This window comes from Streptomyces polyasparticus (genome assembly GCF_014493765.1).
Taxonomy (GTDB): domain Bacteria; phylum Actinomycetota; class Actinomycetes; order Streptomycetales; family Streptomycetaceae; genus Streptomyces; species Streptomyces polyasparticus.
Map to the genome: position 1 here is coordinate 133,038 of NZ_JACTVJ010000006.1, position 20,878 is coordinate 153,915.

General features: G+C 70.3%; 22 protein-coding genes. 9 read left to right on the forward strand and 13 right to left on the reverse strand.

What is annotated here, in order from left to right:
• Positions 1 to 32: 32 nt before the first annotated feature.
• Positions 33 to 452 carry a hypothetical protein gene (locus H9Y04_RS12640; RefSeq protein WP_187813908.1) on the forward strand — a complete coding sequence of 140 codons (420 nt, stop codon included), beginning with the start codon at positions 33 to 35 and terminating at the stop codon, positions 450 to 452.
• Between the two features lie 9 nt (positions 453 to 461).
• On the opposite strand, the gene H9Y04_RS12645 is transcribed toward H9Y04_RS12640, so the two are convergent.
• Positions 462 to 1,289: a helix-turn-helix domain-containing protein gene (locus H9Y04_RS12645; RefSeq protein ID WP_187813909.1), complete on the reverse strand. Its 828-nt coding sequence runs from the start codon at positions 1,287 to 1,289 to the stop codon at positions 462 to 464.
• Positions 1,290 to 1,396: 107 nt separating this feature from the next.
• Between H9Y04_RS12645 and H9Y04_RS12650 the strand changes: the two genes are divergently transcribed.
• From H9Y04_RS12650 to H9Y04_RS12670, 5 genes are all read left to right on the forward strand, one after another.
• On the forward strand, positions 1,397 to 1,702 hold the full coding sequence (locus H9Y04_RS12650; RefSeq protein WP_187813910.1) for a 4a-hydroxytetrahydrobiopterin dehydratase: 306 nt from the start codon (positions 1,397 to 1,399) through the stop codon (positions 1,700 to 1,702).
• A 39-nt stretch (positions 1,703 to 1,741) separates the two neighbouring features.
• Positions 1,742 to 2,470, forward strand: coding sequence for a class I SAM-dependent methyltransferase (locus tag H9Y04_RS12655; RefSeq protein WP_187813911.1), 729 nt, complete (start codon positions 1,742 to 1,744; stop codon positions 2,468 to 2,470).
• Positions 2,471 to 2,664: 194 nt separating this feature from the next.
• Positions 2,665 to 3,603: a class I SAM-dependent methyltransferase gene (locus H9Y04_RS12660; protein WP_187813912.1), complete on the forward strand. Its 939-nt coding sequence runs from the start codon at positions 2,665 to 2,667 to the stop codon at positions 3,601 to 3,603.
• A gap of 127 nt (positions 3,604 to 3,730) precedes the next feature.
• Positions 3,731 to 4,357, forward strand: coding sequence for an ATP-dependent Clp protease proteolytic subunit (locus tag H9Y04_RS12665; RefSeq protein ID WP_187813913.1), 627 nt, complete (start codon positions 3,731 to 3,733; stop codon positions 4,355 to 4,357).
• 2 nt (positions 4,358 to 4,359) lie between these two features.
• Complete coding sequence (locus tag H9Y04_RS12670; protein ID WP_187813914.1) at positions 4,360 to 4,965, forward strand: ClpP family protease; 606 nt, start codon at positions 4,360 to 4,362, stop codon at positions 4,963 to 4,965.
• A gap of 89 nt (positions 4,966 to 5,054) precedes the next feature.
• On the opposite strand, the gene H9Y04_RS12675 is transcribed toward H9Y04_RS12670, so the two are convergent.
• On the reverse strand, positions 5,055 to 5,471 hold the full coding sequence (locus H9Y04_RS12675) for a helix-turn-helix domain-containing protein (RefSeq protein ID WP_187813915.1): 417 nt from the start codon (positions 5,469 to 5,471) through the stop codon (positions 5,055 to 5,057).
• Positions 5,472 to 5,563: 92 nt separating this feature from the next.
• The gene (locus H9Y04_RS12680) at positions 5,564 to 5,893 is read right to left on the reverse strand and encodes a helix-turn-helix transcriptional regulator (protein ID WP_187813916.1); all 330 of its coding nucleotides are present in this window, start codon (positions 5,891 to 5,893) and stop codon (positions 5,564 to 5,566) included.
• Positions 5,894 to 6,064: 171 nt separating this feature from the next.
• Between H9Y04_RS12680 and H9Y04_RS12685 the strand changes: the two genes are divergently transcribed.
• Positions 6,065 to 6,763, forward strand: coding sequence for an ANTAR domain-containing protein (locus tag H9Y04_RS12685; protein ID WP_187813917.1), 699 nt, complete (start codon positions 6,065 to 6,067; stop codon positions 6,761 to 6,763).
• Positions 6,764 to 6,839: 76 nt separating this feature from the next.
• Here the strand turns inward: H9Y04_RS12685 and H9Y04_RS12690 are convergent, their stop codons facing one another.
• From H9Y04_RS12690 to H9Y04_RS12720, 7 genes are all read right to left on the reverse strand, one after another.
• Positions 6,840 to 7,673, reverse strand: a complete 834-nt coding sequence (locus H9Y04_RS12690; protein ID WP_187813918.1) for an aldo/keto reductase — start codon at positions 7,671 to 7,673, stop codon at positions 6,840 to 6,842.
• Positions 7,674 to 7,902: 229 nt separating this feature from the next.
• Positions 7,903 to 8,676, reverse strand: a complete 774-nt coding sequence (locus H9Y04_RS12695) for an ABC transporter ATP-binding protein (RefSeq protein WP_187813919.1) — start codon at positions 8,674 to 8,676, stop codon at positions 7,903 to 7,905.
• The gene (locus H9Y04_RS12700; protein WP_236070783.1) at positions 8,673 to 11,609 is read right to left on the reverse strand and encodes an ABC transporter permease subunit; all 2,937 of its coding nucleotides are present in this window, start codon (positions 11,607 to 11,609) and stop codon (positions 8,673 to 8,675) included. Before H9Y04_RS12700 ends, H9Y04_RS12695 begins: the two co-directional genes overlap by 4 nt.
• A gap of 12 nt (positions 11,610 to 11,621) precedes the next feature.
• A complete protein-coding gene (locus H9Y04_RS12705; protein WP_187813920.1) occupies positions 11,622 to 12,884 on the reverse strand; it encodes an ABC transporter substrate-binding protein in 1,263 nt (420 codons plus the stop codon).
• Positions 12,885 to 13,026: 142 nt separating this feature from the next.
• Positions 13,027 to 14,853 (reverse strand): AMP-dependent synthetase/ligase, encoded by a 1,827-nt coding sequence (locus H9Y04_RS12710; protein ID WP_187813921.1) that lies wholly within the window; start codon positions 14,851 to 14,853, stop codon positions 13,027 to 13,029.
• 204 nt (positions 14,854 to 15,057) lie between these two features.
• Positions 15,058 to 15,531, reverse strand: coding sequence for a hypothetical protein (locus H9Y04_RS12715; protein ID WP_187813922.1), 474 nt, complete (start codon positions 15,529 to 15,531; stop codon positions 15,058 to 15,060).
• Between the two features lie 59 nt (positions 15,532 to 15,590).
• Positions 15,591 to 16,079, reverse strand: a complete 489-nt coding sequence (locus H9Y04_RS12720; protein ID WP_187813923.1) for a hypothetical protein — start codon at positions 16,077 to 16,079, stop codon at positions 15,591 to 15,593.
• Between the two features lie 39 nt (positions 16,080 to 16,118).
• Between H9Y04_RS12720 and H9Y04_RS12725 the strand changes: the two genes are divergently transcribed.
• Positions 16,119 to 17,069 (forward strand): helix-turn-helix transcriptional regulator, encoded by a 951-nt coding sequence (locus H9Y04_RS12725; protein ID WP_187813924.1) that lies wholly within the window; start codon positions 16,119 to 16,121, stop codon positions 17,067 to 17,069.
• A gap of 111 nt (positions 17,070 to 17,180) precedes the next feature.
• Here H9Y04_RS12725 and H9Y04_RS12730 read toward each other — a convergent pair whose 3' ends face one another.
• Entirely contained in the window at positions 17,181 to 17,474 is a 294-nt protein-coding gene (locus H9Y04_RS12730; RefSeq protein WP_187813925.1) for a DUF1905 domain-containing protein, read from the reverse strand.
• 35 nt (positions 17,475 to 17,509) lie between these two features.
• Positions 17,510 to 18,298 (reverse strand): ABC transporter ATP-binding protein, encoded by a 789-nt coding sequence (locus tag H9Y04_RS12735; RefSeq protein WP_187813926.1) that lies wholly within the window; start codon positions 18,296 to 18,298, stop codon positions 17,510 to 17,512.
• A 180-nt stretch (positions 18,299 to 18,478) separates the two neighbouring features.
• Between H9Y04_RS12735 and H9Y04_RS12740 the strand changes: the two genes are divergently transcribed.
• The gene (locus H9Y04_RS12740) at positions 18,479 to 19,468 is read left to right on the forward strand and encodes an ABC transporter substrate-binding protein (protein WP_187813927.1); all 990 of its coding nucleotides are present in this window, start codon (positions 18,479 to 18,481) and stop codon (positions 19,466 to 19,468) included.
• Here H9Y04_RS12740 and H9Y04_RS12745 read toward each other — a convergent pair.
• A complete protein-coding gene (locus H9Y04_RS12745) occupies positions 19,443 to 20,786 on the reverse strand; it encodes a M20 family metallopeptidase (RefSeq protein WP_187813928.1) in 1,344 nt (447 codons plus the stop codon). The two genes, H9Y04_RS12740 and H9Y04_RS12745, sit on opposite strands and share 26 nt — an antisense overlap.
• Between the last annotated feature and the right edge of the window lie 92 nt (positions 20,787 to 20,878).

The following is a 20,878-nucleotide window of genomic DNA, read 5'->3' on the forward strand; positions in this document are numbered from 1 at the left end:
CACTCATTCGTATCGCGTCGGAGGTAGATCCCATGTCCGCGTTCACTGTCGCCGGCCCCCTGCGTACCCGCGAACCCCGCGCCGCGCTCCGTCTCTTTCTCGGGCTCGACGCCGTCGTCACCGGGGCCAACGGGCTCGCCTACGCCGTGGCCTCCGGGCCGCTCGGGCGCCTCCTGGGGGTCGACGACGGGCTGCTGCTCGCGCTCGGCCTCGGCCTTCTCGCCTACGCGGCCGGGGTCGGCGTCCTCGCCGCCCGCAAGGAGCCGCCCGTGCTGCCCGTACGCGCCGTCGTCGAGATCAACCTCGCCTGGGCGGTGATGAGCGTCGTCGCCCTGGTGGTGTGGTTCAGCCCGAGCACCGCGGGCACGGTGTGGATCCCGATGCAGGCCCTGACCGTGGCCGGCTTCGCGGCGCTCCAGTACACCGCTCTGCGGGCGATGGCCAAGGGCTGAAGCGGGGCGTCAAGGAAGCAGACTCTGAAGGTACTTGACCGTCGCCGGGTCGGCCGGGAGCAGCGTCTCGATGGCCAGCTCGGCCACGGTCACGTCCATGGGGGTGTTGAACGTGGAGATCGACGAGATGAAGGACAGCGTCCGGCCGTCGTGCTCGATCTGCAGTGGCAGCGCGACATACGCCGTGGGCGAGGACCCCGCGGCGCTCTCGCCCGGATCGTCCACCGGATACGCCGCCACCTCCTCGTACAGCTCCCTGAGCGCATCCGAACGGAACAGGGCGATCTGCCGCTCCATCTGGTGCAGGAGATGCCCCCGCCACTCGGCGAGATTGCGGATCCTCGGCGCGAGGCCGCGCGGATGCAGGGTCAGCCGCATCGCGTTCAGCGGCGATGTCAGCAAGTCCTCGGACAGGCCGTCGAGCAGCATCGCGATCCCGCGGTTCGCGGCGATCACGTTGTACGTCGCGTCCACGATCAGCGCCGGATACGGCTCGTATCCCTGCAGCAGCTGTTCGAGGCCCTCGCGCAGGGTGCCGAGCTCGTCGAGCGGGGTCTCCGGGAAGCGCGGGGCGTAACCTGCCGCGAGCAGCAGGGCGTTGCGTTCGCGCACCGGAACGTCCAGGTGGTCGGCGATCCGCAGCAGGAACTCCTCGCTCGGGCGTGAACGCCCCGTCTCCACGAAGCTGATGTGGCGGGCGGAGGAGTCGGCCCGCAGCGCCAGTTCGAGCTGGCTGATCCTGCGCTGTTCGCGCCAGGCCCGAAGGAGTGGTCCCGCGCCCTTGGCCGGGGCGGGCTGCTGGGCGGGTGCCTTCTCGGTGGCTGCGACGGGAGTCATGGATCCGACGGTAGAGCATCCGTGCGACCGCGGGGCATCCGTCGTCGCAGGTCTGTGGCACGCTGAAGGTGCCGATGGGTTTCCGGCGCGTAGCTGAGGAGTACGCCATGTCTGTCGAACCGCTGTCGCAGAAGGACATCGAGGACCGCCTGCGCGAACTGCCCGGCTGGTCACTCGCCGTTGACCGCCTCGAGCGCACCTACCGTCTCGGATCGCATTTCGCGGCGACCGCGATGGTGGTGCATATCGCCCAGGTCCAGGAGGAGTTGGACCACCACTCGGACCTCACGCTCGGCTACAACACCGTCGGTTTGTCCGTGAACACGCACAGCGTCGGCGGCGCCGTCACCGAGCTCGACTTCGCGCTCGCCGAGCGCGTGGAGGCGCTGGCCGCAGGACACGGAGCGAGCTGAGTGCTGGACTGCACCATCGAAGGATACGGAGCGAGCTGAGTGCTGGACTACACCGCCGAGGCCGCCGTCTACGACCGTACGCGCGGCGGGGTGCCGCGGGCCGAGGCCGCGGCCGCCGCGGTACGCGGGCTCCTTCCGGCGGACGCCCGGCGACTGCTCGACCTGGCCTGCGGTACGGGGATCGTGACGGAGCGGCTTGGTCGTCCCGGCCTGCAAGTGATGGGCGTGGACGCGGCGTTCGGGATGGCGGCGCGGGCGGCCGAGCGGCTGCCGGGGCGCGTCGTCCTTGGCGACGGCACGCGACTGCCGTTCGCCGCGGGCGCGTTCGATGCGGTCAGCGCGGTGTGGCTGCTGCATCTGCTGCCGGACGTGGAGCCGGTGCTCGCGGAGTGTGCGCGGGTGCTGCGGCCGGGTGGGGTGCTCCTGGCCACGGTGGACAAGGATGCCGGGCACAATGTGGGCTCGGACATCGACGCGGTGTTTGCTCCGTATCTGCGGCCGCATGCGTCGGACGAGTTCGAGCTGGTGTGCGCGGCGGCGGGACGGCACGGGCTGCGTACCGTGGCTGAGACCGTCTTCCCCGGTCATGGCCAGGGGCGCTCGCCGCGGACGGTGGCCGCTGCGCTGCGGGCGGGCCGGTATGTCTCGCGGGTGGCTGCGGTGGGCCCGGACCTGGAGGCGCTCGCCGGGGCGGTGGAGTCCCTGCCGGACCCGGACGGGCCGCGCCCCGAGCCCCGCTTCCGTCTGGTCGCGCTCCAGCGTTTCTAGCCCCCACCCCGCCCCTTCCCGAAACCGAGGGCTCTGCCCCCTGCACCCCCACTGGGGCTGCGCCCCCAGACCCCGCCGTCCTCAAACGCCGGACGGGCTGGGTTTGCCGGAACCGCAACAGAACTTGCCACCCCGCCCGGAGGCCCGGACGCTGGAGGCGACCGATGAGGACGCACACGGCGCGGGAGACAGACATGGCACATGACGGGCACAACCACGGCAGCCACACCGACCACGCGAGCCACAGCCACACGCACGCCCACGCTCACGCCCATGAGAGCAAGGACCTCGACTGGGGCGCGATGGCCGAGTACCTGGAGCAGCGCGCCACCGTCTTCGCCCCGCAGTACACGGGCATCATCGAGGACCTCGCCGCCGACCTCCGCGACCGCTCCCACACCCCCAAGCGCATCTTCGACGCGGGCGCCGGCCCGGGCATCCTCACCTGCCGCCTCGCCGAGGCCTTCCCCGAGGCCGAGGCGTACGCGGTGGACGCGGCCCGCCCGCTGCTCGAGCGGGCGCAGGAGCGCGCCAAGAACAAGGGCCTCGACACCCGCGTACGGACGCACGAGGCCGAGCTCCCCGACGGGCTCGACGCGCTCGGGCAGGCCGATGTCATCTGGCTCGGCCAGTCCCTGCACCACATGGGCGACCAGCAGGCCGCCCTCACCAAGCTCGCCGGATCCCTGGCCCCCGGCGGTGTGCTCGTGCTGCTCGAAGGCGGTCTGTCCACGCGCTTCCTGCCCAGGGACTTCGGGTTCGGACGGCCGGGTCTGGAGAACCGGATCGAGGCCGTACGCGACAACTGGTTCAACGAGATGCGCGAGTCCCTGCACGGCGCCAAGCGCGAGACCGAGCACTGGCCCGCGATGCTGGTGGCGGCCGGCCTGCGCCCCACCGCCACCCGCAGCTACCTGATCGACCGGCCCGCCCCGCCCTCGCCCGAGGCCCGCGCGCACATCCTGGACACGTTCACGCGCAGCCGAGAGATGGTCGGCGAGCACCTGGACGCCGAGGACCGCGCCGCGCTCGACCGGCTCCTCGACCCCGCGGACGAGCTGAGCCTGCACCGGCGCGACGACGTATTCGTACTCGGCGCGCAGAGCGTGCACTTCGCGGTGAAGCAGCCGTAGCGCGGTCGTCGTCGGATGCGCTCTGCCCTCGGCGAATCTGCCGAGGGCCAAGATCCCTTACGCCGGCGATCCCGGGCGCCGAAGGTGGAGACACAGCAAGCCGGCACCCACCACGTAAGGAGGAGCGATGATCCCGTATGCGAACGACGGCGACACCGCCCCCAGCCGCTACGACGACCACCTCGCCGCCCAACTCCTCAGCCAGCGCATCGTGTTCCTGGGCACCCAGGTCGACGAGGTGTCCGCGAACCGGATCTGCTCGCAGCTGCTGCTCCTGAGCGCCGAGGACGCGCGCACCGACATCAGCCTGTACATCAACAGCCCCGGCGGCTCCGTGCACGCCGGGCTCGCGATCTACGACACGATGCGGCTGATCCCCAACGACGTCTCGACGCTCGCGATGGGATTCGCCGCGAGCATGGGCCAGTTCCTGCTCTGCGTCGGCGCCCCGGGCAAGCGCTATGCCCTGCCGAACGCGCGGATCATGATGCACCAGCCGTCCGCCGGCATCGGCGGGCAGACCGCGGACATCGCGATCCAGGCGGAGAACCTGGAGTTCATGAAGAAGTCCATGGAGCGCCTCACGGCCGAGCACACCGGGCAGAGCCCGGAGACCATCGCGCGCGACGGCGACCGCGACCGGTGGTTCACGGCCGAACAGGCCAAGGAGTACGGGATGGTCGACCACGTGCTCGCCTCCCTCGACGACGTACGGCCGAAGAGTGCGAAGCCGCGTATCGGACTGGGGGTCTGACGATGGGGCAGTACACGATTCCGAGCGTCATCGAGCGCACTGCGCAGGGTGAGCGGGTCGCCGACATCTACAGCCGTCTGCTCTCCGAGCGGATCGTCTTCCTCGGCACGGAGATCGACGACGGCGTCGCCAACGTCATCATCGCGCAGCTGCTGCACCTGGAGTCCTCGGCGCCCGAGCGGGAGATCTCGATCTACCTCAACTCGCCGGGTGGATCGTTCACTTCGCTGATGGCGATCTACGACACGATGTCGTTCATCACCGCCCCGATCGCCACGTTCTGTGTGGGCCAGGCCGCCTCCACCGCGGCGGTGCTGCTCGCCGGCGGTGATCCCGGGCGGCGGTTCATCCTGGAGCACGCGCGGGTGCTGCTCGGGCAGCCCGCGGCCGGCGGGTCGCAGGGCACGGTCTCCGATCTCGCCCTGCAGGCAAAGGAGATGGTGCGGATCCGGTCGCAGGTCGAGGAGGTGCTCGCCCGGCATACCCGCCATGACGTGGCGACCCTGCGGGCCGACATGGACCGCGACAAGGTGTTCACGGCCGAGGAGGCCGTGGCGTACGGACTCGCGGACGAGATTTTGAGCCGCCGTCTGGTGCGGGCGGCCTGAGGTACGGCACAGCAAAGGTGGGGTCCGGCCGTCTGCCGGACCCCACTTGAGTGTGTTCAGGCCGCGAGCGGGACCCCGCTCCCGTGTGTTCAGGCCGCGAGCCGGACCTCGCCCCGGCCGAGCGTGGACACGCTCGTCGAGACGCCCGTCGAGGCCTGCGCGGGTGCGACGGAGGTGAGGGCGGTGACCTTCACGATCTCGCCCTGCACCCGTCCGAGCAGCTCGGCGAGGGAGAGACCGAGGGCCCGGGCCGCGGCGGCGAGCACCTCGGACGAGGCCTCCTTGCGTCCGCGTTCGACCTCGGAGAGATACGGCATCGAGATGCGCGCCTCGTCCGCGACGTCCTTCAACGTCCGCTGCTGCGCGAGCCGTTCACTGCGCAGGACATCGCCGACGAGGTCCCGCCAGAGCGGCTCCCGGGGCGGGGCGGCCTGGGGCGCGGAGCGTCCGCCGGGCCGCAGCTGGATGACACGGGCGTCTTTGGACCTGCTCTCGTGGCTGCTCACCTCTCCAGCCTAGGAGGGGAGGTGCGGCCTGGCGTGCCGGAACGTTCTGCTGTCGGCAGAAGCAGACGCCGCGAAACCGGCAAATGGTCCGATCAAGGGTGCGCCGGCTGGCTGCCGCGCTCCTCGTCATGCCGGGCGAGAAGCGCGAGCAGGGTCGCCACCGTCACGCCGGCATCGGCCGGATGACGCAGTGGCGTGCCTTCCTCGATCCGGTACGTGTTGGACCGGCCCTGCCGCGTGTGCGAGAGGTAATCCGCGGATTCCAGGTCGGCGATGATCCGCTGGACCGCACGCTCCGTGAGTCTGCAGTGCGCGGCGATGTCGCGGATGCGGGCGGAGGGGTCGTCGGCGATCGCGGCAAGCACCCGGGCGTGGTTGGTGAGGAACGTCCAGCCCGAGTGTGCTTCAGGTACAGCTCCCATCCGTTCAGCATAGGACGTTGCTTTCGCGTATTCCAACAGGCGAATCAGGATTGGCGTATTGCAATAGACGAAATCTCTTTCGGGCATCTCTTGACGGGTGAAGCTCTCATGCGGAGGCTTTAGGGGAGTGGAACGTACCTGTGCGCAGGAAGAGCTCGGGGAGTCAACGTCATGGCAGAGCAGTCGAGTTCGTCGGCCGACTGTGCGCGCCCGCTGGAGCTCGGCGTCCATGTCGTCGGCGACCGCTGGCTGGTCGTGGTGGGCGGCGACGTCGACGCGCAGGCGGCGCCGCTGCTGTACGGAACGCTGCGCGAGGCGCTCGGGCGTGCGCGCGGAGGGATCGAACTCGACCTGGGCAAGGTGGAGTTCTGCCACTGCTCAGATCTCAACACCTTGCTGCTGATCCGCGGACAGGCGCTGGACAGCGGCAAGACGGTCACCGTACGGGAGGTGAGCACCGCAGTGGGACGGCTGCTCGATGTCACGCACACCCGGCCGCTGTTCATGTCCGAGAGTGCACCCGTCACGCCGGTGGGCGAGGACCAGGATGACGCTCGGCAGGAGCCGGCGGGCGGTCTGCCCGTGGACGCGGCGCAGGATCTCTTTCTCGAAGTGGTGCAGCTGCGGCGGGCCATGGAGACACGTCCGGTCATCGACATGGCCAGGGGTGTGCTGATGGCGTCGTTCGCGCTCAATCCGGACGACGCGTGGAGCGTGCTCGTCGAGGTGTCGCAGCACAGCAACACCAAGCTGCACCGCCTCGCCCAGGACCTGGTGGACTCCGTCACGGGCGGTGCGTTACCGCCGGACGTACGGCAGATGCTCGCCGCCGCGGTCGAGGCGCACACGGCCGCCGGACGCACGGTCTGAGCCGGCACCCGTCTTGTACGGGCGGCGGCTCAGGCCGTGCGAGGGGATCCGGCGGCAGGTGGCCGGCGGCCGGCGATCAGGCGACGTCGAAGACGGCCGGGTCCGGGCCCAGGCGCTTGCCCTCGTCGAGGGCGGCGAGCGCGGTGAGGTCCTCGGTGTCGAGCTCGAAGTCGAAGACGTCGATGTTCTCGGCGATCCGCGAGGGGGTGACGGACTTCGGGATCACCACGTTGCCGACCTGGAGGTGCCAGCGCAGCACGATCTGGGCCGGGGTGCGGCCGTGCTTCCGGGCGATCGCGACGATCGTCGGCACCTCGAGCAGGCCCTTGCCCGAGCCGAGCGGCGACCAGGCCTCGGTGGCGATGGAGTGCTTGGCGTGCAGGGCGCGCAGTTCGGCCTGCTGCAGCTGCGGGTGCAGCTCGATCTGGTTGATGACCGGCACGACAGAGGTCTCGCCGAGCAGGCGCTCCAAGGTCTCGACGGTGAAGTTCGAGACGCCGATCGCCTTCGCGCGGCCGGACTCGTAGATCTTCTCGAAGGCCTTGTACGTGTCGAGGTACAGGTCCTTCGACGGTAGCGGCCAGTGGATGAGGTACAGGTCGACGTAGTCGAGGCCGAGCTTGGCCAGCGAGGTGTCGAAGGCGCGGAGCGTGGAGTCGTAGCCCTGGTCGGAGTTCCAGAGCTTCGTGGTGACGAAGAGCTCCTCGCGGGCGATCCCGGAGGTGGTGAGGGCCTTGCCGGTACCCGCCTCGTTGCCGTAGACGGCGGCGGTGTCGATGCTGCGGTACCCGGCCTCCAGGGCGGTGGCGACAGCCCCGGTCGCCTCGGCGTCCGGCACCTGCCAGACGCCGAAGCCGAGCTGGGGCATCGGGACGCCGTTGTTGAGGGTGATGGTGGGGACCTTGCTCACGAGCTCTTGATCCTTTGCGTGGTGGGGTGGGGCCTGTTTGTTCATCTTCGACCCTAACGGTCCCTCGGCTTGACCGCGTGCGGTCAGAGGGCTCGGGGTGGGGGTGGGCCGCCGTTGCGCCGACGGCGGGCCTTTTCCCCACCCCGCCCCTTCCCGAAACCGGGGCTTCGCCCCGGACCCCCTCATCCGAACTTCGTTCGGATCTGCTCAAACGCCGCAGGGGCTGAAGTTACGCCGCCGTTCCCAGGTACGCCTCCCTCACCTTCGGGTCTGCGCGGACTTCTGCTGCCGGGCCCTCGGCCAGGACTGTGCCCAGGTCGAGGACGATGACGCGGGCGCAGAGTTCCATGACGAAAGCGACGTTGTGCTCGACGAGGAGGACCGCGCAGCCCTCCTCGTTCGCCAAGTGGCGGATGACCGACGCAAGTTGGGAGCGTTCCTCGGCCGTCATGCCCGAGGCCGGCTCGTCCAGGAGCAGGACGCGCGGCGGGTCGGCCAGGGCCCGGGCCAGTTCGACCATGCGGGCCCGGCCCACCGGCAGGGCGCCCGCGTAGTCCTCGGCGAGGTGCTTGAGGCCGCAGGAGCGCAGGACCTCCGCGGCCCGCTTCCGGCGTGCTGTCTCCCGCGCGCGCCGGGTCGGCGAGGACAGCAGGTCGGCGGCGAGGCCGCCCCCTCCGCCCCGCCACTCCTGGGCCACCACCAGGTTGTCGGCCACCGTGAGCTGGCCGAACAGCTGCTGGCGCTGGAACGTACGGCGCATCCCGTGCCGCGCCCGCCAGACCGGGGAGCGGCGCGTGATGTCCGTACCGTCGAGGAGCACCCGGCCGTCGTCGGGCCTGCGGATGCCGGAGACCACGTCGAACAGAGTGGTCTTGCCGGCGCCGTTCGGACCGATCAGACCGCAGACCTCACCCGGCGCGACACCGAGCGAGACATCGGTGAGGGCCTTGATGCCGCCGAAGCGGACGCCGATGCGGGAGGCCTCCAGGATGTATCTGCTCATGGCCTGGCCACCTCCGTCGAGGACGACTCGGATGGATCCGTGCTGGTGCGGGTACTGGTGCCGTCGGAGTCGGAGTCGGAGTCGGAGTCGGAGTCGGTGCCGCTGTCGGTGTCGGTGTCGGTTCCCGTGCGGGGCTTCTCGCCCGTCCCGGTGTCGGTTCGCGTCCGGGGCTTCTCGCCCGTCCCGGTGTCGGTTCGCGTCCTGGGCTCCTCGACCGCCCCGGCGTCGGCATCCGCCCCTGCACCGGCGTCACCGCCGCCGCCCGCCGTCGACCCGTCCGTGCCCGCGATCCCCAGGTACGCCTCCGTCAGCCGGTCCGCCTGGACCTCGGTGCGCGGACCGCACCACGTCACCTTGCCCTGGGACAGGTACGCCACCGTGTCCGCGACGCCCAGGATCTCCGCCGCCTTCTCCTCGACGAGCAGCAACGCCGTTCCCGCGTCCCGGAGTTCGGTGAGCAGCCGGAACACCTCGTCCACGACCCGCGGGGCGAGACCGAGCGACGGTTCGTCGGCGATCAGCACCTTGGGCGGATCCTGGAGCAGCGGCGCGAGCGCCAGCATCTGCTGTTCGCCGCCCGAGAGGGAGCCTGCGGTGACCTTGCGGCGCTCCGACAGGGAGGGGAACCGTGCGTAGACCTCCTCGCGCGCCTCGCGTGAGGGCAGGTGCAGCGCCAGGTTCTCCTCGATGGTGAGCGAGGGGAAGATGCCCCGGCCCTCGGGGGCGAGCACGACCCCGGCCCGCGCCCGCCGTACCGCACCGTGACGGGTGGCGTCGTGCCCGGACACGTACACCGTGCCGCCCTGCGCCGTGAGGAGCCCGGCGGCGACCTTGCACGTGGTCGACTTCCCGGCGCCGTTGGGTCCGAGCAGCGCGAGGATCTCGCCGGAGCGGACCGTGAGGTCGACCCCGGTGAGGACCGGTGCGCCGTCGTATCCGGCCCGCACACCGCGCAGTTCGAGCGCCGCGCCCTCCGGCGGCGGCCCGGCCTCGCGCGTGACCGCGGTCGTCGGAGTGTGCTGCACGGCCGCCTTGCGCCGGTGACGCCGTACGGAGGCGGCCGCCGCGTAGCCGTCCGGATCGTTGGCGAGCGCGAGGCCCGCCAGACCGAAGAGGATCACCGGAAGATGCGCGGACTCGGTCACGTAGTCCGAGATCAGCGGCGGCATGATCGCGAACACCAGTCCCGCCACGACCGCGAACTGCGGCCTGCGCACACCGGCGGCGACCACGACGGCGAGCCAGATGAGGCCGGTCATCGCGGTGAAGTCCGTGGCGGTGATGCGGGTCTGGTAGGAGGCGTACATCACGCCGCCGAAGCCCGCGAGCCCCGCCGACAGCGTGAACAGCATGAGCTTCGTGCGGACCACGGAGACACCCGAGGCCATCGCCGCCGCCGGTGCCGAGCGGACCGCGAGCATCGCGCGTCCGGAGGGCGAGTTGCGCAGTGCGCTCACCGCGGCGACGGCCGCCACCACCAGGACCACCATGGCGACGCCCATGGCGCGGTCGTCGGTGAGATCGACCGGGCCGAAGACGGGGCGGGGGATCTCCCAGCCCGTGTCGCCGTTGCGCAACCAGCCCATCTGGAACAGGACTTGATCGGCGAGGAACGCGAGCGCCAGCGTCGCGAGTGCCAGGGAGCGGCCGCCGAGCCGCAGCGCGGGCAGCGCGACCAGCGCGCCGAGCAGGGCCGCCACACAGGTGCCGACCACCGCCGCGCCGATGAATGGCCAGCCGTGGCTCATCAGCAGCCCGGCCACCATCGCGGCCCCGGTGACGAAGGTCGCCTGGGCCAGGGAGACCATCGCGCCGAGTCCCGTCACCACGGTGAACGAGATGAACACCAGGGAGATGGCGAGCCCTTGGGTCAGGGTGCCGCTCCAGAACGGAGTGGTGACCGTGTAGAAGGCCAGCGCCAGGAGCACCGCCCCTGTCGCCCACGGACCCCATTTCCGTATCCACGACTTGCCCGCGAGATAGTCGATCGGCGGAGCGTCCACGGCCGCCGTGCCCGCGGTGCGCTGCCGGCGGGTCATGATGAGCAGCCCCGCGAAGAGGATCAGGAACGGCACCGCCGTACGGAATCCGGTGATGCCGTCCGCGAACGAGGCGTATCCCGCGACCAGGTTCTGCAGCACCCCGAGCCCGAGCCCGCCCGCGAAGGCGAGCGGGACGGACATGAAGCGCCCGAGCACCGCGGCGGTCGCGGAGATGAACAGGAACAGCGTGTAGTCGTGCGCGGACAGGGCGAGCAGGGGAGTGGCGAGCACTCCGGCGAGCCCGGCGAGACCCGAGGACAGCATCCACGCAAGGGACGAGAGCCGGTCCGCGCTGATGCCGCGCAGCTCGACCAGGGAGCGGTTGTCGACGGAGGCGCGGAGCTTGAGCCCGAGCGGTGTGTGCCGCATCAGGATCCACAGCGCCACCGCCACGATCGCCGTCGCCACCCAGGTGATCAGCTGGTCGGAGTCGATGCCGACCCCGTCCATCAGCTGCCATGACTCGGCCGGTGAAGGACCGACACCCGGCAGGCCGAACTGGTTCTCCGCGGGCACCACGGAGGCGCCCGCGTCCTCCAGGAGTTCGACCACCCACAGACCGAGCGCGGGCAGCGCGACGAGCAGACCGATCGTGGCGACGATCTGCGCCGTCTCGCCGACCCGTGCCAGTTTGCGGAACATCAGGCGGTCGAGCGCCCAGCCGAGGGCCGGTGCGATCACGAACACCATCAGGATCGCGGTCGGTATCGCGGGCCAGCCGAACCCCGAGTGCAGCTCGTGGAAGCCGAGCGCACACAGGTAAGCGGTGGCGCCGTGGGCGAAGTTGAAGAGTCCGGAGGCCGAGTAGGACAGGACGAGCCCGGTCGCGAGCAGGGCGTACAGCGCACCCGAGACCAGACCGCTCAGCACGAAGCCAAGAAGGTCAGCCATGCCCGTGACCCCCTACTTGAAGGGGATGGGTTCGTAGCACTTGAAGGGCGAGGACACCACGTACTTGCCGTCCTTCAGCTGTACGAGCGCACCGCAGCCGAACGCTTCCTTGTGGCCCTTGGGTCCCGAGCGGTCGCCGACCATCGTGCCGGTGTCGGAGTAGGCCGCCGCGGCCTTCTGGAAGGAGTCCACGGTCAGGTCCTTGCCGGCCTTCTCGGCGATGGAGAGGAAGTAGTCGGCGGACATGTAGCCGGTCATCATGTGCATGTTGAGCGGCACATCCTTGCCCGCGGCCTTCTTGATGTCCTCCTTGAACTGCGCCATCTGCGGGCTGTCCGACTCGAACGGCTCGAAGGAGAGCAGGACATGCACGCCGTCGAGCGCCTGCGCGGTGGTGTCCTTGGCGAGCAGCCCCGGGTCGTAGTCCGTCGGGTCGGTCAGCACACCCTTGTAGCCGGCGCGCTTGAGCGCGGTGAACAGACCGATGTTGTACGGGGTCTGCATCACGGAGACGACCACATCGGGGGCCTTGCCGCCGTTGGAGCGCAGGATCTCCTTGGTGTACGCGGACCAGTCGCTCGGCGTCGAGGTCGCGGGCACGGAGGCCTTGGCGTAGGCGACCTTGAAGCCGCCCGCCGCGAAGCCCTGCTGGTAGGTGCGGATGGCGAACTTGCCGGCGTCGTTGTCATTGGCGAGCACCGCCACCGACTTGCCCTCCGCGCCGCCGAGCACATGCGCGAGACCCTCGGGCCAGGACTGGGTGATGGTGCCGCCTGGCATCGGGACGAGGCAGCCGTTGAACCCGTAGATGTACTCGCTGTTGCAGAACTGCGGGATGGTGCCCCAGCCGAAGGTGGGCACCTTCTCCTTGCTGAGGAGGTCGGCGCCCGAGAAGGTCACCGAGCTCATCGGCGAGACGGCGAACACCTTCTCCTGCTGGACGAGTTTGCGGGCCGCGGTGAGGTTCTTGCCCGGGTCCTGGCCGTCGTCCTCGGCCCCGATGTAGTCGATCTTGCGGCCGTTGATCCCGCCCTCCGCGTTGGCGCGGTCGTAGCGGGCCTTGGCGCCCAGGTCGGTGTCCTTCTTGCTGTAGCCGCTCGCGGTGGTCATGGAGACGATGCCGCCGACCTTGATGGAGTCGTCGGTCACTCCCCGTACCGAACCGCCCTTGCCCGGATTGTCCGAGCCGCCGGCTGAGTTGGAAGCTGAGTTGCATGCAGTGGCGAGCAGCAGCGCTGCCGACGCTGCTGCGATGGCGCGGAACGATCGCAACACGGCCCTGTCCCTCCGTCGAAGTCTCCGCATTCTGTGGGGGACCTGATGAACCGTCAATAAGTGACGCATCGCCAATTGATGACCCGTCAGAAACGGAAGGCGGGCGTATCCCGGGCCCGCTCAAGTGTGGTCCCGGGATACCTCAGCTGCTGTAGAGCGCCTCGACCTCGGTGGAGTACGCCTGCTCAATGGCCTTGCGCTTGAGCTTCAGGGACGGCGTGAGCAGCCCGTGCTCCTCGGAGAACTGGTGGGCCAGTATGCGGAACGTACGAATGGATTCGGCCTGCGAGACAAGGGTGTTGGCCGCCACGACCGCGCGCCGCACCTCCATCTCCAGGTCCGGATCGCGCACCAGGTCCGCGGGCTCGAGCGAGGGCTTGCCGCGCATGGCGAGCCAGTGCTCCACGGCGTCGGAGTCCAGGGTGACCAGGGCGGCGATGTACGGCCGGTCGTTGCCGACCACGATGCACTGCGCGACCAGCGGGTGGTCGCGCACCCGCTCCTCGAGCTGCGCGGGCGAGACGGACTTGCCGCCCGAGGTCACCAGGATCTCCTTCTTGCGCCCGGTGATCGTCAGATAGCCGTCCTCGTCCAGGGCGCCGATGTCCCCGGTGGAGAGCCAGCCGTCGTGCAGCGTGGCGTCGGTGGCCTTGGGGTCGCCGAGGTAGCCCTGGAAGATGTGGCTGCCGTGCAGCCAGACCTCGCCGTCCTCCGCGATGTGCACGGTCGTGCCGGGCAGGGGCAGGCCGACGGTGCCGAAGCGGGTGCGCTCGGGCGGGTTGGCGGTCGCGGCGGCCGTGGACTCCGTGAGTCCGTACCCCTCGAAGATATGGACGCCCGCGCCCGCGTAGAAGAGTCCGAGCCTGCGGTCCATGCCCGAACCGCCCGACATGGCGTGCCGCACCCGCCCGCCCATGGCCTCGCGGACCTTGGCGTAGACGAGCTTCTCGAACAGGCTGTGCTGCATCCGCAGCGCCGCCGAAGGGCCGGGCCCGGTGCCGAACGCCTTGTGCTCCTGCGCCTCGGCGTACTTCACCGCGCAGTCCACGGCCTTCTCGAACGGGCCGAGTTTTCCGCCCAGTTCGGCCTTGCGGCGGGCCGCGTGGAAGATCTTCTCGAAGATGTACGGCACGGCGAGGAAGAAGGTCGGCCGGAACTCCGCCAGATCCGGAAGCAGCGCCGCCGCGCTCAGCTCGGGCTGATGGCCGAACTTGACCTTCGCGCGTACGGCGGCGACCTGCACCATCCGTCCGAAGACATGGGCGAGCGGCAGGAAGAGCAGCGTCGAGGGCTCGTCGCCGGGCTTCGTGTGGAAGACGGGCTCCCAGCGGGCGGCGATGGTGTCGCACTCCCACATGAGGTTGGCGTGCGTGATCACACAGCCCTTGGGGCGGCCCGTGGTGCCGGAGGTGTAGATGACGGTGGCGACCGAGTCGGGCATCACCGCACGGCGGTGGCGGTGCACCATCTCGTCCTCGATGTGCTCGCCGGCCGCGGTGAGTTCACCAACCGCCTGCGCGTCCAGCTGCCACAGACGCTTCAGTGCGGGCAGCCGGTCGATCACCGAACCGATGGTCATCGCGTGGTCCTCGTGCTCGACGACGCAGGACGAGACCTGTGCGTCGTGCAGCATCCAGAAGACCTGCTCGGCCGAGGAGGTGGGATAGATCGGCACGACCTGGGCGCCGACGGTCCACAGCGCGAAGTCGAAGAGCGTCCACTCGTAGCGTGTACGGGACATGATCGCGACGCGGTCGCCGAACCGTACGCCTTGCGCGAGCAGCCCCTTGGCGAGGGCGAGCACCTCGGCGCAGAACTCGGCCGAGGTGACGTCCGTCAACTGCCCGTCGGTCTTGCGGCCGAGGGCGATGTGCAGCGGGTCCTCCTGGGCATGGTCGAACACCGCGTCCGCCAGGCCGCCCACCACGGGCGCCGGGGACGCCAGGGGAGGTGAGGTGAACTCGCGCAAGTGGTCTCCTTGTGGCGCTCCTTGATGCGCGGTGAAGGTACCCCACACGGGGCCCGGGCGGGAGGGGGCGTTCCGCTCCGGGCGCCGTGCCGATACGTCCAGGTCAGCCGCTTAAATGGGGCCACAAGGTAGGAGGGTGGGACAGATTACTGACTTGCGGGTAAGTTTCGGTGGCGTAATCTCCACCGAATTTGTACGACGTGGTCACCGCCCCGTCGTCGTCTCGCGGGCGAACTCCATGATCCAGTTCGTGGCCCAGGTGCGGCCGTCGTCGGCCGAGAACGCCTGCTCCCAGCGGGCGGTGCTCCCGGAGATGTCCGACCAGCGGAAGCGCACCCTGACCGGCTTGCCCTCGTGGCTGTCGTCCCCGAAGAATTCCCCGGTTCCGTCGTCACCGAACCGTCCCTTCACCGGCGGATAGAGCTTGCCGCACCTGCTGTCCGCCCAGTACAGCGACCACTCCTTGGTCTCTTGGTCGAAGAGCCGCAGCGTGAGGCCCGAATAGTCCGGCATCGCGTTCTCGTCGAAGTGCGCGGCCCCGCCGAAGTGCGTGCCGCCTTCGGTGACGGAGTCGAACTCCTGCCAGCCGGCCGCCTCGGGGTTGAGGAAGTCGAGTGCCTTGCGGTGGTGGACATTCCAGCGGCCGACGAGGAAGTCGAAGTCGTACGAGGTGGTCATGCGGGGTCTCCTGGTGGTCGTGCGGGTCGCTGTGCTGGTCGTGCGGGTTCCTGTGCAGGTCACGCCGGGGGCGCGAACGGGCCTGTGGTGCCTTCCGGCAGGGAGTCGGCGAGGTAGCCGTCCAGGTCCGGGGAGTCGGGCGCGAGCATGTGGCGGACCCATGCGTCGCGTTCGTGGGTGAGCGGCGGGAGCTCCCATACGCAGCCGATCCAGGGCGACGAGATCCGGACAAAATGCGAGGGGTCGCGGTCCGGGCAGTCGAGCACCGGCTGACCGGCGGCCGCGCCCGCGAAGTGCAGCACGTTGTCCCAGACCCAGCTGTACGCGTTGAGATAGGCGCCGTCGTCCCCGCCCCGGTGCAGCACCACGAACGTCGCGGGCGGGGTCCCGTCCGCCTCCGGAAGCAGCTCGGGCAGGATCGCGTACGCCGCCTTCTCGACGTCCGGCGCGATGCCCGCCGGGTCGGCGGTGACGTGGTAGCGCTTGATGTGCCGACCGCCCATGGTCAGGGGCGGCGGCGTCCACAGGTACTTCTCGCTGAAAGCCATGCCTGGACCGTAGGAGGACTTCACTGACATCTTGTGTCAGTGAAGTCCAGTCGTCTCGTCTCGATCCTGCTGCTCCTGCAGAGCCGCGGCCGTCTTACGGCCGCGCAGCTCGCCGAGGAGCTCGAGGTGTCGGTGCGCACGGTGTACCGCGATGTCGAGGCGCTGCACGCCGCGGGCGTGCCGCTGTACGGGGACGCCGGGCACGACGGCGGCTATCAGCTCGTCGACGGCTGGCGCACCCGGCTGACCGGTCTCACCACGGGCGAGGCCGAGGCGCTGTTCCTCTCCGCGGTGCCGGGGGCCGCCGCCGAACTCGGTCTCGGCTCCCTGCTCACCGCCGCCCAGCACAAGGTCGAGGCGGCGCTCCCGCCCGAACTGCGCGCGCACAGCGCCCGTATCAAGTCCCGCTTCCACCTGGACGCGCATGGCTGGTACGCGGACGCCGACGAGGTCCCGTATCTGACGGACGTCGCCCACGCGGTCTGGAACCGCAAGGTGCTCCAAGTGCGCTACCGCCGCTGGAAGGAGCCAACCGAGGTGGACCGGCGTCTCGAACCGTACGGCCTGGTCCTCAAGGCGGGCCGCTGGTACGTGGTGAGCGGGCCGCGGCCGGTCACGTACCGCGTCGACCAGATCCTCCAAGCCCGCGCCATGGAGGAGGAGTTCACGGCGCCCGACGACTTCGACCTGGTCGCGTACTGGCGGCGGCACCAGGAGGAGTTCCAGGACCGCCTCTACACCGGTACGGCCCTGGTCCGCCTCACCGATGCGGGTGCGGCCCGCCTCACGGGGCGGCAGGCCGCGGCCTTCGCGGCGAACTGCCGCCCGGACGGGCCGGGCCGGCATCTGGCCGAACTGCCGGTCGAGTCACCGGACGTCACGGTGGGGGAGCTCCTGCGGCTCGGGGCCGAGGTCGAGGTGCTCGGACCCGCCGAGCTGCGGGAGCGTATGGCCGAGGTCGCACGCGAGCTGGCGGCGCGCTATTCGTAGGCCTGCGCGCCGTCGGGGGTGTTCCTCCGGGTGCGGAGCCTGACGGTTCAGGTCCGGGGTCCGGCAGGTCCGGTGCCCGGCGGGTCCAGTGCCTGTCAGGTCCGGTGGCCGTCACGTCCGGAGCCTGACCGTCATCTCCACTGTCACGTCGTCCCCCGCCGTCAGGTCCTGTGGTTTGCGTACGGCGGCCTTGAGTGGTAGCAGGTAACCGCCGTCCTTGGGGAAGAGCGACGTCTCGAAGGCGGTCTCGCCGATCCGGGCGCGGACCGGGATCACTCCCCAGCCGTACGTGGCCATTGCGGCCACCTCGCGGATGTCGGCGGACTCCTCGTCCGGCACCGGAACGAAGTAGTGGGGCGACGGGCCGCGCCATTCGATCACCTGGGCGGAGAAGACGAGTTCCATGCGGCAAGTCTCCTCCACCGGCGATCACCGCGGGGCTACGCGGGCAGCCGGTCCCGCGCCGTCGGGATCACCACCGGGGCGCCGTCTCCCGGGGCTTGGAGGATATCGGCGTCGATGCCGTAGAGCTGCCGGACGAGGCCGGCCGTGACGACCTCGCGGGCCGGGCCGTGGGCGACCACGCGTCCCGCGTGCATCGCGACGATGTCATCGGCGTAGCGCGCGGCGCCGGCCAGGTCGTGCAGCACCATCAGGACCGTACGGCCCGCGGCGGCCACCTCCCGTACGAGTTCCAGGACTTCGACCGCGTGGCCGAGATCCAGCGCGCTGGTCGGCTCGTCGAGCAGGACCACCGGGGTCTGCTGCGCGAGCACCATCGCGAGCCAGCAGCGCTGGCGTTGGCCGCCGGAGAGCTGGTCGAGGCGGCGGTCGGCCAGGGACGCGGTACCGGTGGCGGCGAGTGCGTCGCGCACCGCCTCCTCGTCCTCGCGGGACCACTGGCGGAACAGGCCCTGGTGCGGATGGCGGCCGTAGCGGACCAGGCCCGCGACCGTGACCGCCTCGGGAGCCTGTGGGGACTGGGGCAGCAAGGCGATGCGGTGGGCGGCCCGGCGCTGGGTCACGCGCCAGATGTCGGTGTCGCCGACGCCGATCCGGCCGGACTCCGGGGGGTGCAGCCGCGCGATGGTGCGCAACAGCGTTGATTTTCCGCACCCGTTGGGGCCCACGACGGCGACCACCCGTCCGCTGGGGACCTCGAGATCCACCGCGTGGACCACGGGGTGGCCGGGATAACCGGCGCTGAGACCTTCGACGGATATCTGCACCGGAATGGGGTCCTTTCATCTCTTCTGTCACCCGCAGGCGATTGCTTTATGAGGTAAGGCTAACCTAATCTCTGCTCGTTGTCGGCGCCCGCCCTCACCGGTGGTCGGCCGTCCCGACGCATGCCTGTGGCCGGCCCCGAGCCGGCTCTCACGTCCCCTAGCGCAATCCGGAGCATCCTCATGAAGTCCCTTACTCTCACCGGCAGTCGTGCACTGCGCGGACTCGCCGTCGCGGGAGCGGCCGCCCTGCTGCTCGCCGGCTGCGGCGGCTCCGACTCGGAGGGGAGCAAGGCGAAGTCCACGGACAAGGCGGCCGCCGCGGGCGGCACCCGTACCGTCAAGGACGCCACCGGCAAGGCGATAGAGGTCCCCGCCAACCCCAAGCGGATCGTCACCCTCACCCAGGAAGACCTGGACGCGGTGCTCGCCCTCGGGCTCAAGCCCGCAGGCATCACCAACGGCCAGGGCCTCAGCAAGCCGCCGGCCTATCTGGAGGACGAGGTCGAGGGCGTGCCCGTCGTCGGCAACCTCCTGCAGCCGGTCATGGACAAGGTGATCGCCGCCAAGCCCGACCTGATCCTCGCGGGCGACATGCAGGACGAGCGTGTCCTGAAGCAGCTGCGTGAGATCACCCCGGCCACGCTGGTCACCATGGCGCCGACCGACGACTGGAAGCTGTCGCTGCGCGGCATCGGCAACGCCGTGAACAAGCTGGACGCCGCCAACAAGGTCATCGCCGACTACGACTCCGCCGCCAAGTCGGCCGGTGACGCACTCGGCAAGGCCAAGGGGTCCGAGGTCAGCATCGTGCGCTGGAACCCGGACGGGCCGAGCTGGATGGAGAACAAGCAGTTCGCCGGCGGGGTCGCCCTGGACATGGGTCTGAAGCGGCCCAAGGCCCAGGACAAGGACGGCAATGCGCACACGCCCGCGCTCAGCCTGGAGAAGATCAACGAGATCGACGGCGACTGGCTGTTCCTCTCGACCCTGACGCCGGACGGTGAGAAGGCGCTCAAGGAGGTCCAGGGCAAGCCGGCGTACAAGGAGCTGGGCGCGGTGAAGAACAACCACGTGACGACCGTGGACGGTTCGGTCTGGTCGACGCGCGGCGGGCCGCTGGCGGCGCTGGTCGTGCTCGACGACATCAAGACGGCGCTGACCGCCAAGTGAGCCGCCGGCTGCCGTGATCCGTCGCCGACTGCCGCCCGCCCAGGGGTTCCTGGGCGGGCGGTCGGTGTACGCGGCCTCGGTTCCGGCGCGCGGTGGCGAGATCCGCGGCCGTCCACGCGAGGCCGACCGCTCCGTCCAGGAGGGCCTGCTCGCCGCGCGGGGAGCGCGCGGCCGCCGCGAACTCCGGTTCGTGCGGGCCGCAGGCCCCGCCCGTGATGTCGAGCACCGGGTGGATCGCCGGGACGAGATGGCTGACGTTGCCCATGTCCGTACAGGCGAACGCGTCCTTCGACACCGGCTCGGGGCGCCCGAGTCCGGCGGCGTTGGCGCGCCACAGGGCGATCAGCTCCGAGTCCGTGCGGAAGTCCAGATAGTCGGGCTCGGGCCGGGTCAAGGTCACTTCGCAGCCGGTCGCGAGCGCCCCTGCGCGGAAGCAGGCCTCTACGCGCTCGCGCAGCTCCCGCAGATCCCCGGCCGCGGCGGCGCGTATCTCGTACGAGGCGGTGGACCGGTGCGGGATCAGGTTGGGCCGCTCGCCGGCGAAGGTCGTGACGCCGTGCACCTTCCAGTGCGGGGGCAACTGCTGGCGGAGCAGGCCGATGGCGACCTGCGCGACCGTCATCGCATCGGCGGCATTGCGGCCCTCGTGGGCGTCGAGGCTGGGGTGCGCGGGCTTCCCGGTGAACTCCACCTCCAGCGTGCCGAGCGCGAACGAGGTGAACTCCGCCACCTCGAACGGGCACGGATGCACCATCATCGCCGCGTCCACCCCGTCGAAGGCGCCGGCCTCGATCAACAGCGCCTTGCCCGCGCCCCGTTCCTCCGCCGGAGTGCCCAGGACCTTGACGGTCAGGCCGAGTTCCTCCGCGTACGGGGCGAGGCCCAGCGCCGCGCCCACCGACGCGGCCGCGATCAGGTTGTGGCCGCAGGCGTGGCCGAGTCCGGGCAGGGCGTCGTACTCGCAGGCGAGTGCGACGGTCGTCGGTCCGCTGCCGATCGTGGCCTCGAAGGCCGTCTTCAGGCCGTACGCGGGCGCGGTGACGAAGTAGCCGTGCTCCTCCAGGAGTTCGGCGCACCACGCGGCGGCGCGGTGCTCCTCGAAGGCCGGCTCGGGGTGGTCGTGGATACGGCGGCTCAGCGAGAGCAGGGCGTCACGGTGACGGGTGGTGATGCGATCCCTGATGTCGGCCTTGAGGGCGGCTGGAGCGGCCGGAGTAGTCGGAGCGGCCGGAGCGGCTGGGGCGGCCGGAACAGCCGGAGAGGCCTTTGCGGGTGGCGTGTTCGCGGGGTCCGGTGTGGGGGTGGCGGCGATGGTCATGATTCGTAAGATAGCTTAGGCTTACCTAAGTTCTTCGCCCCGGCTCGGGGCATACCGGCGGCCCGCCGTACCCGATTCGGGTCGGTGGCACC